This is a genomic window from Kitasatospora sp. NPDC048194 (assembly GCF_043202455.1).
Lineage (GTDB): Bacteria > Actinomycetota > Actinomycetes > Streptomycetales > Streptomycetaceae > Kitasatospora.
The window spans coordinates 16,370-31,344 of the sequence record NZ_JBIDAK010000044.1 but is presented as its reverse complement, the minus strand read 5'-3'; the positions used below and the strand labels follow the sequence as shown (position 1 = coordinate 31,344).

Here is a 14,975-nt window from a genome sequence, read left to right as displayed (position 1 = left end):
GGGCCGTGCTCAACGCCCGGCGCTCCGGCACCGCCGGAACGCCCGGAACGCCCGGAACGCTCGGAATACCCCGTCCGCGATCACCGTTGTGGGCGGCAGATGGTCCGTACCACCGGTTCTGGAAGGGAAGGATTCGCGAGATGAGCAACACGGTCGAGCTGACCAAGGAGAACTTCGACGACATCGTCCCCGGCCCGGAAGGCAAGGACTTCGTCTTCATCGACTTCTGGGCCTCGTGGTGCGGGCCCTGCCGCCAGTTCGCCCCGGTGTACGAGAAGGCCGCCGAGCGTCACTCGGACCTGGTCTTCGCCAAGGTGGACACCGAGGCGCAGCAGGAGCTGGCCGCCGCGTTCGGCATCCAGTCGATCCCGACGCTGGCGATCATCCGCGAGGGCGTGCTCGTCTTCTCGCAGCCCGGCGCCCTGCCCGAGGCGGTGTTCGAGGACCTGATCGGCCAGGCCCGCAACCTGGACATGGCCGAGGTGAAGCGCAAGGTGGCGGAGGAGCAGGCGGCCGACGGCCAGGCCTGACTCCGGCTGCCCGCCGCCCGCGAGGCCCGGGGAGCGCGGCGGTTGCCGCCGGTCCCCGGGCCTCGTCATGCCGGCGGCCGGCCCTCCGCGTCTTCCGCGCTCTCCGTGCCTTCCGCGCTCCCCGCGGCCTTCCCGCTCGCTGCGGCCGCTCCGCCCTCCGTGGCCTCTGCAGCCTCGGTGGCCCCGGTACGCTCCGCGCCCCAGGCGGCGAGTCGGGCCGCGAGCGCCCGGACCTCGGCCCGCAGCTCGGCGGGCTCGCGGACGGTGAACGGCCAGCCGGTGCCGGCCAGCATGATCGCGGCGCCCTCCAGGCTCTGCGCCCTGGCCCGCAGCAGCACCCGGTCCTCGGCGAGCTCGGTGAGCGTGCCGACGGCGGGCGGCAGCCGGCGGCGGGCCTCGGCGAGCGTGGTGGCCAGTTCCACCTCCACCCGGTGCCGCCAGGGCACCCCGGCCAGGGACTCCACCACCAGCTGCACCGGGTCGACTCCCTCGGGCGGCTCGAAGCCGGTGCCGCCCTCCTCGACCCGCTCGATCCGGTCCAGCCGGAAGGTCCGCGGCTCGCCGCTGCGGTGGTCGAGCCCGGTGGTGTACCAGCGGCCGGAGTGGAAGACCAGGCCGTACGGGTCGAACTCGCGCTCGCTGGGCCTGTCCTCGCGGTCCCGGTAGGCCAGCCGCACCCGGCGCCGGCGGCGGACCGACTCGGCCAGCGTGAACAGCGCGGCGGCGGCCGGGCTGGGGCCCGCTGTCGGCGCGGTGGTCAGACCGAGGGTCTGCTCGACGGCCGTGATCCGCTCGCGCAGCGGCGGGGGCAGCACCCGCTGGATCTTGGCGAGCGCCGTGTCGGCGGCCCGCTCGCCCACCGACAGGCCGGAACTGCGGCCGGCCAGCAGGCCGAGGACCACCGAGGCGGCCTCGTCGGGGCTGAGCATCAGGGGCGGCAGCCGGTAGCCGGGGAGCAGCCGGTAGCCGCCGTAGCGGCCGCGCTCGGACCGCACCGGGATGCCGAGTTCGGCCAGGCGCGCGACGTAGCGGCGGACGGTGCGCTCGTCCACGTCGAGCCGGGCGGCCAGCTCGGCGCCGGTCAGTCCGGGGCGGTCCTGGAGCAGCTCCAGCAGGGCGAGCACGCGGCTGACCGGGTGTTCCACCGGGAGCACTCCTTCCGCTCGGAAAATCCGGACCGGATCTGTCCGGCATCGATCCTAGAGTCGGCGGTGACGGGGGTCCCACCGACGAGAAGGAGCGATCCACCATGAGCACGTTCGTACTGGTTCCCGGGTTCTGGCTCGGTGCCTGGGCCTGGGACGAGGTGGCCGCGCCGTTGCGCGCGGCCGGTCACGAGGTCTTCCCGGTGACCCTGCCGGGGCTGGCCGAACGGGCCGGGGACAAGGGCGAGATCGGGCTGGAGGAGCACATCGCCGAGCTGGCCGGGCTGCTGGTGCGCGAGGACCTGTGGGAGGTCGTGCTGGTCGCCCACAGCGGCGCCTGCGCCCCGGTCGGCGGAGTCGCGGACCGGATGCCGGAGCGCATCCGCCGGGTGGTCTACCTGGACAGCGGGCCCATGGCCGACGGCACCTCCGTCCAGGACCTGTGGCAGCCCGACTTCCGGGAGGCGGCCGACGCCTCGGTGGTCGACGGCCGCCTCCCGATGCCGTCCTGGGAGTTCATGGCCGCCCACGGCTCCAGCCTGGACGGCCTGGACGAGGCCGCCCTGGCGCGCATCCGCGCCCGGCTGACCCCGCACCCGGTCGGGGCGTTCCGGGACGCACTGCGGCTGGGCGGCGCCGGGGCGGCGCTGCCGCAGGCGCTGGTGTCCTGCTCCCTCCCGCTCGACCAGGTGAAGGAACTGGTCGCGGCCGGCCACCCGTGGTTCGCCGGCATGGCCGGGCCGAACTGGGAACTGCGCGAACTGCCCACCGGCCACTGGCCGATGTTCTCCCGCCCGGCCGATACGGCGGCGCTGCTGGCGGAGCTCGCGGCAATCTGACCCCGTCCGCGTGTTCGGCCGCGCGAACACGCTGCCACGTCGCAGGATGGGCCCACGACACGCCGGGGTAGGGGTGCCGGGTACGGGGGGCGGACAGCCCCCCGGCCCGCCCGTGCCCGGGGCGGGCCGACGGACGGCGCGCGAGCGCGCGAGACGATCGCGGAACGATGGAGGACGGGACACATGACCAGCAGCACCGCCGAGGAGTACGACGTCATCGTGCTGGGCGCCGGCCCGACCGGCGAGAACGTGGCCGACCGGACCACCGCGGCCGGGCTGCGCACGGTGATCGTGGAAGCCGAGCTGGTCGGCGGCGAGTGCTCGTACTGGGCCTGCATGCCGAGCAAGGCGCTGCTGCGCCCGGCCGCCGCGCTGGCCGACGCCCGCGCGGTGGGCGGCGTGCGGGAGGCGGTCGGCGGCGGGCGGCTGGACGCCGCCGCGGTGCTGGCCCGGCGGGACTCCTTCACCTCGAACTGGAAGGACGACGGCCAGGTGCAGTGGCTGCGCGACACCGGCATCGAGCTGGTCCGCGGCCACGGCCGGCTGGCAGGGGTGCGGACCGTCACCGTGGAGTCGGAGGACGGCAGCGAGCGGGTGCTCACCGCCCGGCACGCCGTCGCCGTGTGCACCGGCAGCCGGCCGGTGCTCCCCTCCGGGGTGCCCGGGCTGGCGGAGGCGCACCCGTGGACCAACCGGGAGGCCACCGGCTCCTCGACCGTTCCCGGGAGGCTGGCGGTGGTCGGCGGCGGGGTGGTCGGGGTGGAGATGTCCACCGCCTGGCGGGCGCTCGGCTCCGAGGTCGTCCTGCTGGTGCGCGGCGACGCGCTGCTGCCCCGGATGGAGCCCTTCGCGGGCGAGCTGGTCGCCGACGGCCTGCGGGAGGCGGGGGTGGACCTCCGCTTCGACACCGAGGTGACCGCGGTGGAGCGGAACGGGACCACCGGGCCCGTCGTGCTGACGCTCGCCGACGGCGGGCGGCTGACCGTCGACGAGGTGCTCTACGCGACCGGACGGGCCCCGCGCACCGCCGACGTCGGGCTGGAGCAGGTCGGGCTGCGTCCCGGCGACTGGCTGGCGGTGGACGACAGCTGCACGGTGCTCGGGGTGGACGGCGAGTGGCTCTACGCCGCCGGGGACGTCAACCACCGGGCGCTGCTCACCCACCAGGGCAAGTACCAGGCCCGGATCGCCGGCGCGGCGATCGCCGCCCGCGCCCAGGGGCGCCCGCTGGACACCTCGCGCTGGGGCGCGCACTCCGCGTCTGCCGACCTGGCGGGCGCGCCGCAGGTGGTGTTCACGCAACCCGAGGTGGCGGCCGTCGGCCTGACCCTGGCCGCGGCCGAACAGCTCGGACTGCGCGTCAAGTCCGTCGACCACGACCTGGGCGCCGTCGCCGGGGCGTCGCTGTACGCCGACGGCTACCGCGGCCGCGCCCGGGTCGTCTACGACCTCGACCGGGAGGTGATCGTCGGCGCCTGCCTGGTCGGGCCCGCCGTCGCCGAACTGCTCCACTCGGCCACCGTCGCGGTGGTCGGCGAGGTGCCGATCCACCGGCTGTGGCACGCCGTCCCCGCGTACCCGACGATCAGCGAGGTGTGGCTGCGACTGCTGGAGGGCTGCCGGGGGTGATCCCCCGCCCGGGTGAGCGGCGCGGCGAGATGTCACCACCGGTGGACGGCGGGACACTGGCAGTCGGGGGACGTCCCGGGGGGCCGTGCTCGTGACCAGGTGGTGTGAGGCATGACCGAGGTGCTGTTGGCCGTCGGAACCGAGAAGGGCCTCTTTCTCGGCCGCAGCCGCGACCGGCTGGACTGGGAGTTCAGCGGGCCGCACTTCCGGATGAACGCGATCTACTCCGTCTCGATCGACCGGCGCGGAGGCCGGACCAGACTCCTGGTCGGCGCCGACAGCAGTCACTGGGGGCCCTCGGTCTGGCGGTCCGACGACCTCGGCGCCGGCTGGTACGAGCCGCCGCGGCCGGCGATCCGCTTCCCCGAGTCCACCGGCGCCTCGCTCACCCGGGTCTGGCAGCTCCAGCCCGCCGGGCCGGAGGCCCCCGGGGTGGTGTACGCCGGCACCGAGCCGGCCGCGCTGTTCCGATCCACCGACGGCGGGGAGACCTTCGCCCTGGTCCAGTCGCTCTGGGAGCACCCCCAGCGGTCGGAGTGGGGCGCCGGCTACGGCGGCCAGGGCCTGCACACCATCGTGACCGACCCGCGCGACCCCCAGCGGCTGCTGGTCGCCGTCTCCAGCGGCGGCGTCTACCGCAGCAAGGACGGCGGCGACAGCTGGGAGCCGTCCAACACCGGCCTGCGCGCCGAGTTCCTCCCCCCGGACGGCCAGTACCCCGAGTTCGGCCAGTGCGTCCACAAGATCGCGCCGGACCCCGTCCACCTGGACCGGCTCTACCTGCAGAACCACGGCGGCGTCTACCGCAGCGACGACTGGGGCGGCAGCTGGCGCTCCATCACGGACGGGCTGCCCGCCGAGTTCGGCTTCGCCATCGCCGCCCACCCGCGCCGCGCCGACACCGCCTACCTCGTCCCGCTCGGCGGCGCGGACGACCGGATTCCGCCCGGCCGCCGCTGCCGGGTCTTCCGCACCACCGACGGCGGCACCAGCTGGCAGCCGCTCGCCGACGGACTGCCCGGGGAGGACCACTACGGCATCGTGCTGCGCGACGCCCTGCGCACCGACGACGCCGAACCGGCCGGGATCTACTTCGGCAACCGGACCGGCGAGGTGTACGGCAGCCGCGACGAGGGCGAGAGCTGGTCGCTGCTGATCTCCCACCTGCCGGACGTGCTCTGCGTTCGCGCGGCGGTGGTGGGCTGAGCGGCCGGGCCCTGCGCAGCGGTGCGGCCGAGCACTGAGCGGCTGGGCCCTGCGCAGCGGTGCGGCCGGGCCGGGAGCCGCCGAGTCCTGAGCGGCAGGGCCCTGAGCGGTAGGGACCTGAGCGGTAGGGACCTGAGGGCGTGGCCTCTCGGAGACCGCGGGTGGAAAACCTGTTGTCGGACACGCCGCGGCCCGGTGAGCATGAGCCGCCGAAGAGCGTCTCGTGAAGGTGGGGTGGGCCGTGACCGGAACCGACCGGGTGGTCAGGCGGAACGGCGGCGGCGCACCGGTGGTGCGCTTCCGGGCCGGCGAGCGGGAGGGGCAGCCCTGGGCCGACCGGCTGGAGGTCCTGGACGACTCGATGGACGCGGCGGCCGCGGCGGAGTTCGTCCGGGCCGAGCTGCCCGGGTGGGTGGTCTCGGCCGATCCCGAACTCGGGCGGCGGCTGCTGGAGCAGGGCGCCCGGCCGCTGCGGCACGCCCACACGTTCCGGCGCGACCTGCGGGCCGATCCCCCGCCCGCCGACTGGGCCGGGGCGCCGCTGCGCGCGGGCCTGCGGGCGGTGCCCTGCGACCGCGGGCCCGAGGAACTGCTGGACTCCTGGCGGGCCGCCTTCCACCCCGGTCACGTGGACCACTTCCCCGGTGACGACGCCCGGGCGCTCGCCGAGCGGATCGGCCCGCTGCTCGCCGGGAAGGCCATCGGCCCGGTGCTGCCCTCCAGCCTGCTCGCGGTGGACGCCGAGGACCGGGTGGTCGCCGCGGCCGTGCTCACCGACCGGGACGGCCTGCCGTGGGTCGCCGAGGTGTTCCGCCACCCCCGGCTCGGCTACCCGGGCCTCGGCGCCGACCTGCTGCGCCGGGCGATCGCGGACGCCGCCGACCGCGGGCTGGCCGACGTGCACCTGGTGGTCACCGAGGGCAACCCGGCCCGCCGGGTGTACGAGGCGATGGGCTTCGTGCTGTGGCAGACCTCGCTGACCGTGATCGTCCCGGAGGCCGAGGACGGGGTCCGGGCCGTCGGCCGGGCTTAGAGCGCCGCCCCCGGCGTCGGCCGGGGCCGGGTCGTCGGCCGGGGGTCGGGCGGTCGACCCGGTTTCAGGGCGTCGGCCGGTGCGCGCCCTCGATGCGGGCGCCGTGCACCACGACCATGGTCAGGCCCACGGCGACCAGCAGTTCCGCCCAGAAGAACGCCGCGTAGTCGAGCAGCGAGCCGATCGGGGGGCTGCCGGGCGCGGCGTTGCGCATGCCGACCAGGGCGAACAGGGTGGCCGCCATCCAGCTCAGGGCGGGCCAGATGATCCCGCGCCGCTGCCGGACGATGAGCCAGGCCGCGAGCAGCACGGAGAGGGCCAGCGCCCACATCGCCGCCATCATGAACCAGGCCAGGATGAAGGTGCTGCGCGAGCGGCCGATCTGCTCCGTCACCGCCACGCCGTAGCCCTCGGTCACCTCGCCGGCCTGGTGGAACGCGAAGAAGGCGTCGGCCTCCTCCAACCCGATCACGAGCGGGACGGGCCGCCCTCCGACGGTGGCCTGGAAGCCGATGATCGCCCGGTAGCGGTCGAAGGGGTAGTCCGAGACCCGTCCGTCGAACAGGTTGAACGACACCGTGTTGGAGCCGATCTGCTGGCCGGCCGGGTACCTGAACGAGGTCTGTTCGAGCGAGGTGGTCTCCAGCACCACGTCCCCCGCGGGGACGAGCACGTCCTCCGCCCGCCTCAGTGCGCCGTGCGGCTGGACCAGGATCTTCGCGACCAGCGTCTGCGAGGCCGTGTCCACCCGCTGGAGCGTCACCCCGACCTCCAGGAAGTCGGGCCCGGGCGTGGTGCCCACCACCTGGGCCCGGGTGCGGCTGGACCGCTCGTTGGCGTACAGCAGCAGGCCGGCGGCCACGAACAGCACGATCGCCACCATCACGGCGTACGCCCGCCACGGGCGCACCTTCGGCCGGGTGGCGCTCACGGTCCGCACCCGGGCGTGGATGCGGATCCGTGGCCGTCCCGCCCTGCGGTGGGGCTGCTCACGGCGTCGCGGCGACGTGCTCATCGGCCTGCTCCCACCGTCGGCGGCGGCATCCGATGCCGCCCGTCCCGCCAGCGTCGGCAGGGTCTCTCCTGCCGCGCAAGCGCTCACGGCCGATCGGGCTTCCCCAGGGCGCGGGAAATCCGCTGGTCGGAGGGGCTGTGTAGGCTCAACGGTCATGGCGAGGGTGACACGGGACGATGTGGCGCGGGCGGCGGGGACGTCGACCGCGGTCGTGAGTTATGTGATCAACGACGGGCCCCGGCCGGTGGCACCGGCCACCCGGGCCCGGGTGCTCGCCGCGGTCGAGGAGCTCGGCTACCGCCCGAACCGGGTCGCCCAGGCGATGGCCCGGCGGCGGACCGACCTGCTCGGCATGGTCGTCCCCGACGCCCGCCAGCCCTTCTTCGCCGGGCTCGCCCACGCCGTCGAGCAGGCCGCCACCGAGCACGGCCGACTGCTGCTGATCGGCAACTCCGACTACGCCGACGAGCGCGAGGCGCACTACATCCGCGCCTTCCTCGGCATGCAGGTGGACGGTCTGATCCTGGTCACCCAGGACCCGGCCACCCCCGGGCTCACCGGTTTCGACTCGGCCGACGGCACGCCGGTCGTGCTGCTGCACCACCGGGCGGAGAGCACCGGCGGAGTGGCCGTGGTGGCGGACGACGAGGGCGGCGCCCGCGAGGTGGTCCGCCACCTGCTCGACCACGGCCACGCCGAGGTGCACTGCTTCGGCGGCACCCTGGCGCTCAGCCCGCTCGACCCGGTCACCGGACGGACGGCGGGCTGGGCCGCGGCGCTGGCCGACGCCGGGCTGTCGCCCGAGGGGCGGCTCACCCCGGCCCCCTTCGACCGGGTCCGGGCGCACGCCGAGGCGCTCGCCCTGCTGGCCCGGCCGGACCGGCCGTCCGCCGTGTTCTGCGCGACGGACGACCAGGCGATCGGCCTGCTCCGGGCCGCCGACGACCTCGGCCTGCGGGTGCCGGAGGACCTCGCGGTGGCCGGCTTCGACGACATCGCCGAGGCGGTGATCGCCGGGCCGGCGCTGACCACCGTCACCACCGGGCAGGACGCGATGGCCCGGGCCGCGGTGGACCTCGTCCTCGGCGGGGCCGAGCGCCGCGCCGCCGGGGCCAGGACCTTCCCGGCCGAGCTGGTGGTGCGGCGCTCCTGCGGCTGCCCCGCTCCGAGCCGTCCGAGCTGACGTCGGACGGCCTCGGCGCCGGTCAGTTCAGCTGGAAGGTGGCCTCGACCGGGTAGTGGTCGCTGGGCGCGTTGGTGTCCAGCAGGCCCGGCGCCCAGCCGGCCTGCGGGTCGAAGTCGACCTTGACCCCGGACATCCCGGCCGGCACCGGGCGGCCCGGGGCGTTGAGGTAGCCGATGTAGTCGAGGTCGTCCCGGTAGTCCTTCGGGAAGGTCTCGACGCCCGACATGTACTGGCACCAGGAGGAGACCGCGCAGTCCATGGTGGTGCGGTCCTGGCCGGGGACGGTGGCCGGGGTGCCGAGGACGCCGTTCACCGCGTTCTGGGCGTCGGCGTAGTCGCCGCGGCTCTGACCGTGGAAGTACTCGACGTTGAGGTCGCCGCCGATCAGCACCGGGGCGCTGCTGCCGACGATCCCGTCGACCCAGGCGCGGATCTCGGCGAGCTGGCCGAGCCGGGTGGACTGGGTGGTGTCGGTGGAGACGTCGGACTCGTCGGCCTGGAGGTGGGTGCCGACCACCCAGGAGGTGGTGCCGTTCTTCTTCACCTGCACCAGCGCCGCGCCCTTGTTGGCGTGGTAGTCCCAGGTGCCGTAGGTGGAGTTGCTGAAGACGTGGGCGTACTGGGCGGCGATCGGGTACTTGGAGAGGATCATCGTGCCGCCGTTGATGACGAACCACGAGTTGGAGCAGTTGCCGCTGATGCCGGTCCAGCCGCCGCCGGAGCAGGTGCCGCCGACCACCGGGGTGCGGTAGGGGTAGAGGTCGGCGAGCTTGCTGTTGATGTCGGCGGTCGAGCTGTTGTTGAACTGCTCGTCCAGGATGACGACGTCGGCGTTGTGCTGACGGACGATCTGCTCGATCACGGGGGTGCGGCGGGCGGCCTGCTCGTTCTGGGTGCTGTCGACGATGGCGGTGCCGAGGTCGACGTTGAAGGCGAAGACGGAGAGCGTGGTCGGGCTCGCCGTGGTGGCGGAGGCGGTCGGGCCGGTGCCTCCGAGCAGCAGTGCGGCGGCGGCCGCCGAGGTGAGGGCGGTGGCCGTGCGGCGCGAGAGCATGAGCGTTCTCCTGGGGGAGGGATCCGTCAATCGGTGGGGCCCGGCGCCGGGGTGACCGGCTGCCGGGGATTGGCGGGGGAACGCTAGCTACCGCTCGGTACTTCGGGAAGAACGCCAGGCGATCGGTTCCGACCGATCATGTGGCCATGAGATGTCTGTACAGCTCGGGGCGGGTGGCGAAGAAGATGTCTGTACACCCTCGCGCCGGGGCCGGGGGCGCGGTGAGCCTCCGTCAGCCGTCCAGCAGTTCGTCCGCGAGCAGGTCCATCAGCAGGTTGTCGTGCCAGCTGCCGTCCGGGCCGCGCTCGTACTGCCGCATGGTGCCCACCGGGCGGAAGCCGACCTTGGCGTAGCAGCGGATCGCGGCGGCGTTGTCCGCGGCCGGGTCGATCACCAGCCGGTGGTAGTGGTGGTCGTGCACCAGGTGGCGGGCCATGGTGCGCACCGCGTCGGTGCCCAGGCCCAGGCCGTGCACCGAAGGGTCCAGGAAGAGGTCCATCCCGGCGTGCCGGTAGTCGTCGTCGTTGTTGGCGTACCACTGGATGGCACCGACCACCTTGCCGCCGAGGTCGATCGCGAAGGTCTCGGTGTCGGGCGAGTCCAGGTCCCTCGCGACCTCGTCGGCCAGGTCGTCAGCACCGCGCCAGCGGGCGAACACCTCGGGCGTGCTGCGGATCGCCACCAGCGCCGGGATGTCGTCCGCGGTGGCCGGACGGAGGGTGACCAGGGTGCCGTGCAGAATCGTCCCCATACGGGGCATGTTGGCACGGAAAGCCTGCTGCGGCGAGCGGTTTCGGCTGACCGTCGGCGTCCCGGGACCCGGTGGCCGGGGGGAGGCGGGTCGGGCGTTTCCCGTCGGGCGCGAAGCCGGGCCGACGGGTCCGGAGGGCCGGGCCGACGGATCCGGAGGTCGGGCCGGGCGCGCCGGGTGTCAGACTCGTCCCAGCCGGACGGCGGTGACGGCGCTGACGTAGCGGGCGCCGCAGTGGTCGTCGGGGACGACCAGTTGCGGGCCGGTGGCGTCCAGCGGGGCGCCGTCCATGCTGGTGGCGAGCAGGATCCGGCGCCCGCCGAAGTCGGGATCGATCTCGGCCCAGGAGACCACGGCCCGGTGGCCGTCGGCGCCGACCACGTCGAGCAGGAAGCGCAGCCGCTGCTTGCGGCCGGAGAAGTCGATCCGCGGGCGGGCGGCGAGCAGGACGTCCAGCAGCGCCGGGCCCTCGTAGCCGTGGCGCTGCTCGCCCTCGGTCAGGCAGTCGAAGCTGACCTCGACCCGGTGCACGGGGAGGGTGCGCAGCTGGTCGACGGTCAGCTCGGCGGGCTCGTCCAGGTGTCCGTGCAACCGGACGGTGGGTCTGGCAGGGGTCATCGTCCTCCTCCTCCCGGACCGCGTCGCTGCGGCCCGGGAGGAGGGTTACCCGAGGGGGAGTCCGGGCATTCGCAGGTGCAAGGCTGAATGCCGACTTTCAGCAGCGGATGCAATGACGGTTCGGCATGATGACTTGCAGGAGCGAGCCAGTGGTGGGGGCGCACCGGAGGAGACGGCTCGGCGCGCCCCGCACCGATTGAAGCAACCCGGCAATCGGGGGGACGACTGGTTCCGGGCACCAGTCCGAAGCCCCTTCCCTGGATGATCCGACAAGAAGATTCTCGGCTTCGCCACTGGCATTTACGATGCGAGGACGACACCGGACCTCGCACCTGCGAGTGCCACGCGACGAGCGACGCGCGGACCCCGGTGCGCACGACGTACCACCCCGACACCGGGCGAGAGCGAGCAAGAGATGATCGTCGGCGACCTGCTGCACCTCGACGACCTGTCCATCCGACTGGCCTGGAGCACCCCCGAGCTGCTCGACCGCCCCGTCACCGGCGTGAGCTCCACCGACCTCCAGGACCCGGCCCGCTACCTCCAGCCCGGCGAGCTGGTGCTCACCGGCCTGGTCTGGTGGCAGCCCGCCGACACCTCCGGCGCCCTGCGCTTCGCCACCGCGCTGCGCAGCGCGGGCGTGGCCGCGCTGCTCGCCGGCGAGGGCACCCACGGCAGCATCCCGGACAGCCTCGCCGAGGCCTGCCGCACCCACGGCATCCCGCTGCTCGCGGTGCCCGCCGGCGTGAGCTTCCGGGCCGTCACCGACCGGGTGTACCTCCGACTCTGGGGCGACCTGCGGGCCGGGGCGCAGGACACCGCGGCCATTCCGGAGACCGTCCGGCGCGAACTGCTCGATCTCGTCCGTGCGGAGGCCGGGCCCGGCGAGGTGCTCGCGCACGCGGTCGGCCGGCTCGGGCTGCCGGACTGCTCGCTCAGCACGACCGGCGGCCGTGCCGTCGTCCCGGTCGCGCCGAGCGCCCCGCACGTGCCGCCGGTGCCGTCGGCACCGCCCGCCGGACGCGGCGACGCCGGGCGGCGGGACGCCGGGCGCGGCGACGCCGGGCTGGCGGTCGGCCCGCAGGACGGCTCCCCCTTCGACGGCTGGCTCCTGCGGGCCCATCCGAGCACCGCGGCCGCCGAACCGGTGCTGCACGGCCTGGCCGAACTGCTCGCCCCGCTCGCCGTCCGCGCCCGGGCCGCGGCGGCGGCCCGGCGCCGGGCCGCCGGACGGCTGCTGGACGCCCTCGCCGACGACGGGCGGCTCGCCGATCCGCTGGCGGCCTGCGGGCTGGACGACGCCGGACCGCTGGTCGCGGTCAGCGCCCGGATCGACCCCGGCCGGTCCGGCGAGGAGGTGCCGCCCGGCTGGGCCGCGCACGCCCTCGCCGAGGCGCTGCACCCGCTGGAGGCGCCGTACGCGGCGGGCACCGACCACGCCGGGCTGACCGCCGCGCTGGTGGCCGCGCCCGTCGAACGGGTCGCCGACCGGCTGCACCGGGCACGGCCCGCGCTCCAGGCCCGGCTGAGCGGCCGGCGCACCCTGCGGATCGGCGTCGGCCCGGCCGCCCGGCCCACCCCGGACTCCTTGCGCGCGGCACTCGTCCAGGCCCGGTACGTGCTCGCGGGCGCGCCCGGGCCGGTCGCCACGGCAGCCGAACTGGACTCGCTGGACGGGCTGTTGCGCGGCATCCCGCCGGAGGTGACGGCCGCGTTCCACGCCCGGCTGCTGGCCCCGCTGGCCGCCCACGACGACGAGAACAGCGTCTCGCTGCTGGGGACGCTCGCGGTGTTCCTGGACCACGACGGCTCCTGGGCCCGGACGGCGGAGTCCCTGCACATCCACGTCAACACCGTGCACTACCGGATCCGCCGGATCGAGGAGCTGACCGGTCGCAACCTGGCCCGGCTGCGCGACCGGATCGACCTGCGGGCGGCGCTGCTGTGCGCTCCCCAGCCCGTGGGGCACTGAAGCGCTCGGCGGGCGGGCCGGGCCGGCTGCCTGCCGCCCCCTGACCGCTCGGGCCCCGCCCCGTTGCGACGGAGCCACGGGAGGTTCGCTCCGGGAACCGGAAAAAAATTCCTCGCGGCGGTGTCGATCCGGTGCCGGCCCGATCGACGCACGGGGTGGAAGGCGGGGAGAGGCCCCGCCCGTACGACCGAGGAGTCACCGTGCCGCGCTTCATGACGCTGATCCGCATCGACGAGAACGCCCGCGCCGGCTGGGAGCCGGACCCGGAGTTCGAGCAGCGGATGGGGGCGCTGTTCGAGGAGATCACCAAGGCCGGGGTGATGCTGGAGACCGCAGGACTGACCCCGACCGCCGAGGGCACCCGGCTGAGCTGGAACGACGGGAAGATCGGCTGCACCGATGGGCCGTTCACCGAGACCAAGGAGGTCATCGGCGGCTACGCCATCATGCAGTGCAAGGACAAGGCCGAGGCCCTGGAGTGGACCCGCCGCTTCCTGCGGACCCACCCGGCGAACTGGGCCGTCGAGGCGGAGGTCCGGCAGATCGACGAGATGCCCCAGCCCCCGCAGTAACGGTCGACGCGCCGCTGCCACCGGTCCGGCACGGCCGTCGCCACCGTTGCTCCTGATGCCTCCCGGGGCGGTTTGCCTCCCTCCGCACCGGCTGCTCTGATGGGTGGCCGTGACGGAGAGGGATGCGGCCGTGGCCGTGGAGACGGTGTTCCGGATCGAGTCCGCGCGGATCATCGCCGCGGTCGCCCGGATCGTCCGGGACGTGGGCATCGCCGAGGAACTGGCGCAGGACGCCCTGGTGGCCGCGCTGGAGCAGTGGCCGCGCGACGGCGTGCCGGACAACCCGGGCGCCTGGCTGACGGCCGCCGCCAAGCGGCGGGCGATCGACCTGGTGCGCCGCCGGGAGGTCTACGCCCGCAAGCTCGCCGAGGTGGGGCGGGCGGTGGAGGACGTGCCGCCGCCGGAGCCGGTCGAACCGGACGACATCGACGACGACCTGCTGCGGCTGATCTTCACCGCCTGCCACCCGGTGCTGTCCGCGCCCGCCCGGATCGCGCTCACCCTTCGACTGCTCGGCGGGCTGACCACCCCGGAGATCGCCCGGGCGTTCCTGGTGCCCGAGGCGACGGTGGCGCAGCGGATCGTCCGGGCGAAGCGGACGCTCGCCAAGGCGGGCGTGCCGTTCGAGGTGCCGTACGGCGAGGACCGGGCGCAGCGGCTCTCCTCCGTCCTGGAGGTCGTGTACCTGGTCTTCAACGAGGGCTACTCGGCCACCGCCGGGGACGACCTGCTGCGCCCCCGGCTGTGCGAGGAGGCGCTGCGGCTGGCCCGGGTACTGGCCGCGCTGGTGCCCGGCGAGCCGGAGGCGCACGGGTTGGCCGCGCTGCTGGAGTTCCAGGCCTCCCGGACGGCCGCCCGGATCGGGGCTGACGGGCGGCCGGTGCTGCTGGCCGAGCAGAACCGGGACCGCTGGGACGGGCTGCTGGTCCGCCGCGGCTTCGACGCGCTCCGGCGGGCGGGCACCGGGCCCTACTCGGTTCAGGCCGCGATCGCCGCCTGCCACGCCAAGGCCCGGCGGTACGAGGACACCGACTGGGCCATGATCGCCGCCCTCTACGAGCGGCTGCTCGCGCTGACGCCCTCGCCGGTGGTGGCGCTGAACCGGGCGGTGGCCGTCTCGATGGCCCAGGGCCCGGCGGCCGCCCTGGAGCTGGTGGACGCGCTGGCGGCGGAACCTGCCCTGCGCGAGTACCACCTGCTGCCGAGCGTGCGGGGTGATCTGCTGCTCCGACTGGGGCGGGCGGCGGAGGCGCGGGCGGAGTTCGCACGGGCGGCGGAGCTGACCCGCAACGAGCGGGAGCGGGAGCTGCTGCGGGAACGGGCCGCGTCGGCGGGCGGGGCGGCGGCGCCGGCTGAGGACGGCGCCTCCGGCTGAGGGCGCGTCGGCGGTGGGGCGGCGGTGTCGGCGGGTGAGGGCGCGCCGCC

14 protein-coding genes are annotated in these 14,975 nt (G+C 74.9%); 9 read left to right on the top strand and 5 right to left on the bottom strand.

Features of this window, described 5'->3' with window-relative positions:
* The first annotated feature begins 140 nt into the window (after positions 1-140).
* Complete coding sequence (locus ACGF07_RS32730) at positions 141-530, top strand: thioredoxin domain-containing protein (RefSeq protein WP_350740009.1); 390 nt, start codon at positions 141-143, stop codon at positions 528-530.
* A 65-nt stretch (positions 531-595) separates the two neighbouring features.
* Here the strand turns inward: ACGF07_RS32730 and ACGF07_RS32725 are convergent, their stop codons facing one another.
* Positions 596-1,675 (bottom strand): helix-turn-helix transcriptional regulator, encoded by a 1,080-nt coding sequence (locus ACGF07_RS32725; protein WP_392904807.1) that lies wholly within the window; start codon positions 1,673-1,675, stop codon positions 596-598.
* A gap of 104 nt (positions 1,676-1,779) precedes the next feature.
* Between ACGF07_RS32725 and ACGF07_RS32720 the strand changes: the two genes are divergently transcribed.
* From ACGF07_RS32720 to ACGF07_RS32705, 4 genes are all read left to right on the top strand, one after another.
* The gene (locus ACGF07_RS32720) at positions 1,780-2,514 is read left to right on the top strand and encodes an alpha/beta fold hydrolase (RefSeq protein WP_350740015.1); all 735 of its coding nucleotides are present in this window, start codon (positions 1,780-1,782) and stop codon (positions 2,512-2,514) included.
* 183 nt (positions 2,515-2,697) lie between these two features.
* Positions 2,698-4,143, top strand: coding sequence for a dihydrolipoyl dehydrogenase family protein (locus ACGF07_RS32715; RefSeq protein WP_392904805.1), 1,446 nt, complete (start codon positions 2,698-2,700; stop codon positions 4,141-4,143).
* Positions 4,144-4,254: 111 nt separating this feature from the next.
* Complete coding sequence (locus tag ACGF07_RS32710) at positions 4,255-5,349, top strand: exo-alpha-sialidase (protein WP_350740022.1); 1,095 nt, start codon at positions 4,255-4,257, stop codon at positions 5,347-5,349.
* 241 nt (positions 5,350-5,590) lie between these two features.
* On the top strand, positions 5,591-6,382 hold the full coding sequence (locus ACGF07_RS32705) for a GNAT family N-acetyltransferase (RefSeq protein ID WP_392904802.1): 792 nt from the start codon (positions 5,591-5,593) through the stop codon (positions 6,380-6,382).
* A 64-nt stretch (positions 6,383-6,446) separates the two neighbouring features.
* Here ACGF07_RS32705 and ACGF07_RS32700 read toward each other — a convergent pair whose 3' ends face one another.
* The gene (locus tag ACGF07_RS32700; protein WP_392904800.1) at positions 6,447-7,313 is read right to left on the bottom strand and encodes a DUF4436 family protein; all 867 of its coding nucleotides are present in this window, start codon (positions 7,311-7,313) and stop codon (positions 6,447-6,449) included.
* A gap of 238 nt (positions 7,314-7,551) precedes the next feature.
* On the opposite strand from ACGF07_RS32700, the gene ACGF07_RS32695 reads away from it, so the two are divergent.
* Positions 7,552-8,580, top strand: a complete 1,029-nt coding sequence (locus ACGF07_RS32695) for a LacI family DNA-binding transcriptional regulator (RefSeq protein ID WP_392904797.1) — start codon at positions 7,552-7,554, stop codon at positions 8,578-8,580.
* Positions 8,581-8,602: 22 nt separating this feature from the next.
* On the opposite strand, the gene ACGF07_RS32690 is transcribed toward ACGF07_RS32695, so the two are convergent.
* The 3 genes from ACGF07_RS32690 to ACGF07_RS32680 all read right to left on the bottom strand — a co-directional run bounded on the left by ACGF07_RS32690 (position 8,603) and on the right by ACGF07_RS32680 (position 11,006).
* Positions 8,603-9,637: a sphingomyelin phosphodiesterase gene (locus tag ACGF07_RS32690; protein ID WP_392904794.1), complete on the bottom strand. Its 1,035-nt coding sequence runs from the start codon at positions 9,635-9,637 to the stop codon at positions 8,603-8,605.
* A gap of 232 nt (positions 9,638-9,869) precedes the next feature.
* Positions 9,870-10,388 carry a GNAT family N-acetyltransferase gene (locus tag ACGF07_RS32685; protein WP_392904792.1) on the bottom strand — a complete coding sequence of 173 codons (519 nt, stop codon included), beginning with the start codon at positions 10,386-10,388 and terminating at the stop codon, positions 9,870-9,872.
* 180 nt (positions 10,389-10,568) lie between these two features.
* Complete coding sequence (locus ACGF07_RS32680) at positions 10,569-11,006, bottom strand: molybdopterin-dependent oxidoreductase (RefSeq protein WP_350740039.1); 438 nt, start codon at positions 11,004-11,006, stop codon at positions 10,569-10,571.
* A 415-nt stretch (positions 11,007-11,421) separates the two neighbouring features.
* Between ACGF07_RS32680 and ACGF07_RS32675 the strand changes: the two genes are divergently transcribed.
* The 3 genes from ACGF07_RS32675 to ACGF07_RS32665 all read left to right on the top strand — a co-directional run bounded on the left by ACGF07_RS32675 (position 11,422) and on the right by ACGF07_RS32665 (position 14,925).
* Complete coding sequence (locus tag ACGF07_RS32675; protein WP_392904790.1) at positions 11,422-12,978, top strand: PucR family transcriptional regulator; 1,557 nt, start codon at positions 11,422-11,424, stop codon at positions 12,976-12,978.
* A 200-nt stretch (positions 12,979-13,178) separates the two neighbouring features.
* Positions 13,179-13,550, top strand: a complete 372-nt coding sequence (locus ACGF07_RS32670; RefSeq protein ID WP_392904788.1) for a YciI family protein — start codon at positions 13,179-13,181, stop codon at positions 13,548-13,550.
* A 109-nt stretch (positions 13,551-13,659) separates the two neighbouring features.
* Positions 13,660-14,925 (top strand): RNA polymerase sigma factor, encoded by a 1,266-nt coding sequence (locus ACGF07_RS32665; protein ID WP_392904786.1) that lies wholly within the window; start codon positions 13,660-13,662, stop codon positions 14,923-14,925.
* Positions 14,926-14,975 lie beyond the last annotated feature (50 nt).

Coding starts and splice junctions, on each gene's coding strand:
- ACGF07_RS32680 (WP_350740039.1), bottom strand. CDS start 11,006: ATGACCCCTGCCAGACCCACCGTCCGGTTGCACGGACACCTGGACGAG.
- ACGF07_RS32710 (WP_350740022.1), top strand. CDS start 4,255: ATGACCGAGGTGCTGTTGGCCGTCGGAACCGAGAAGGGCCTCTTTCTC.
- ACGF07_RS32675 (WP_392904790.1), top strand. CDS start 11,422: ATGATCGTCGGCGACCTGCTGCACCTCGACGACCTGTCCATCCGACTG.
- ACGF07_RS32720 (WP_350740015.1), top strand. CDS start 1,780: ATGAGCACGTTCGTACTGGTTCCCGGGTTCTGGCTCGGTGCCTGGGCC.
- ACGF07_RS32730 (WP_350740009.1), top strand. CDS start 141: ATGAGCAACACGGTCGAGCTGACCAAGGAGAACTTCGACGACATCGTC.
- ACGF07_RS32685 (WP_392904792.1), bottom strand. CDS start 10,388: ATGGGGACGATTCTGCACGGCACCCTGGTCACCCTCCGTCCGGCCACC.
- ACGF07_RS32695 (WP_392904797.1), top strand. CDS start 7,552: ATGGCGAGGGTGACACGGGACGATGTGGCGCGGGCGGCGGGGACGTCG.
- ACGF07_RS32690 (WP_392904794.1), bottom strand. CDS start 9,637: ATGCTCTCGCGCCGCACGGCCACCGCCCTCACCTCGGCGGCCGCCGCC.
- ACGF07_RS32715 (WP_392904805.1), top strand. CDS start 2,698: ATGACCAGCAGCACCGCCGAGGAGTACGACGTCATCGTGCTGGGCGCC.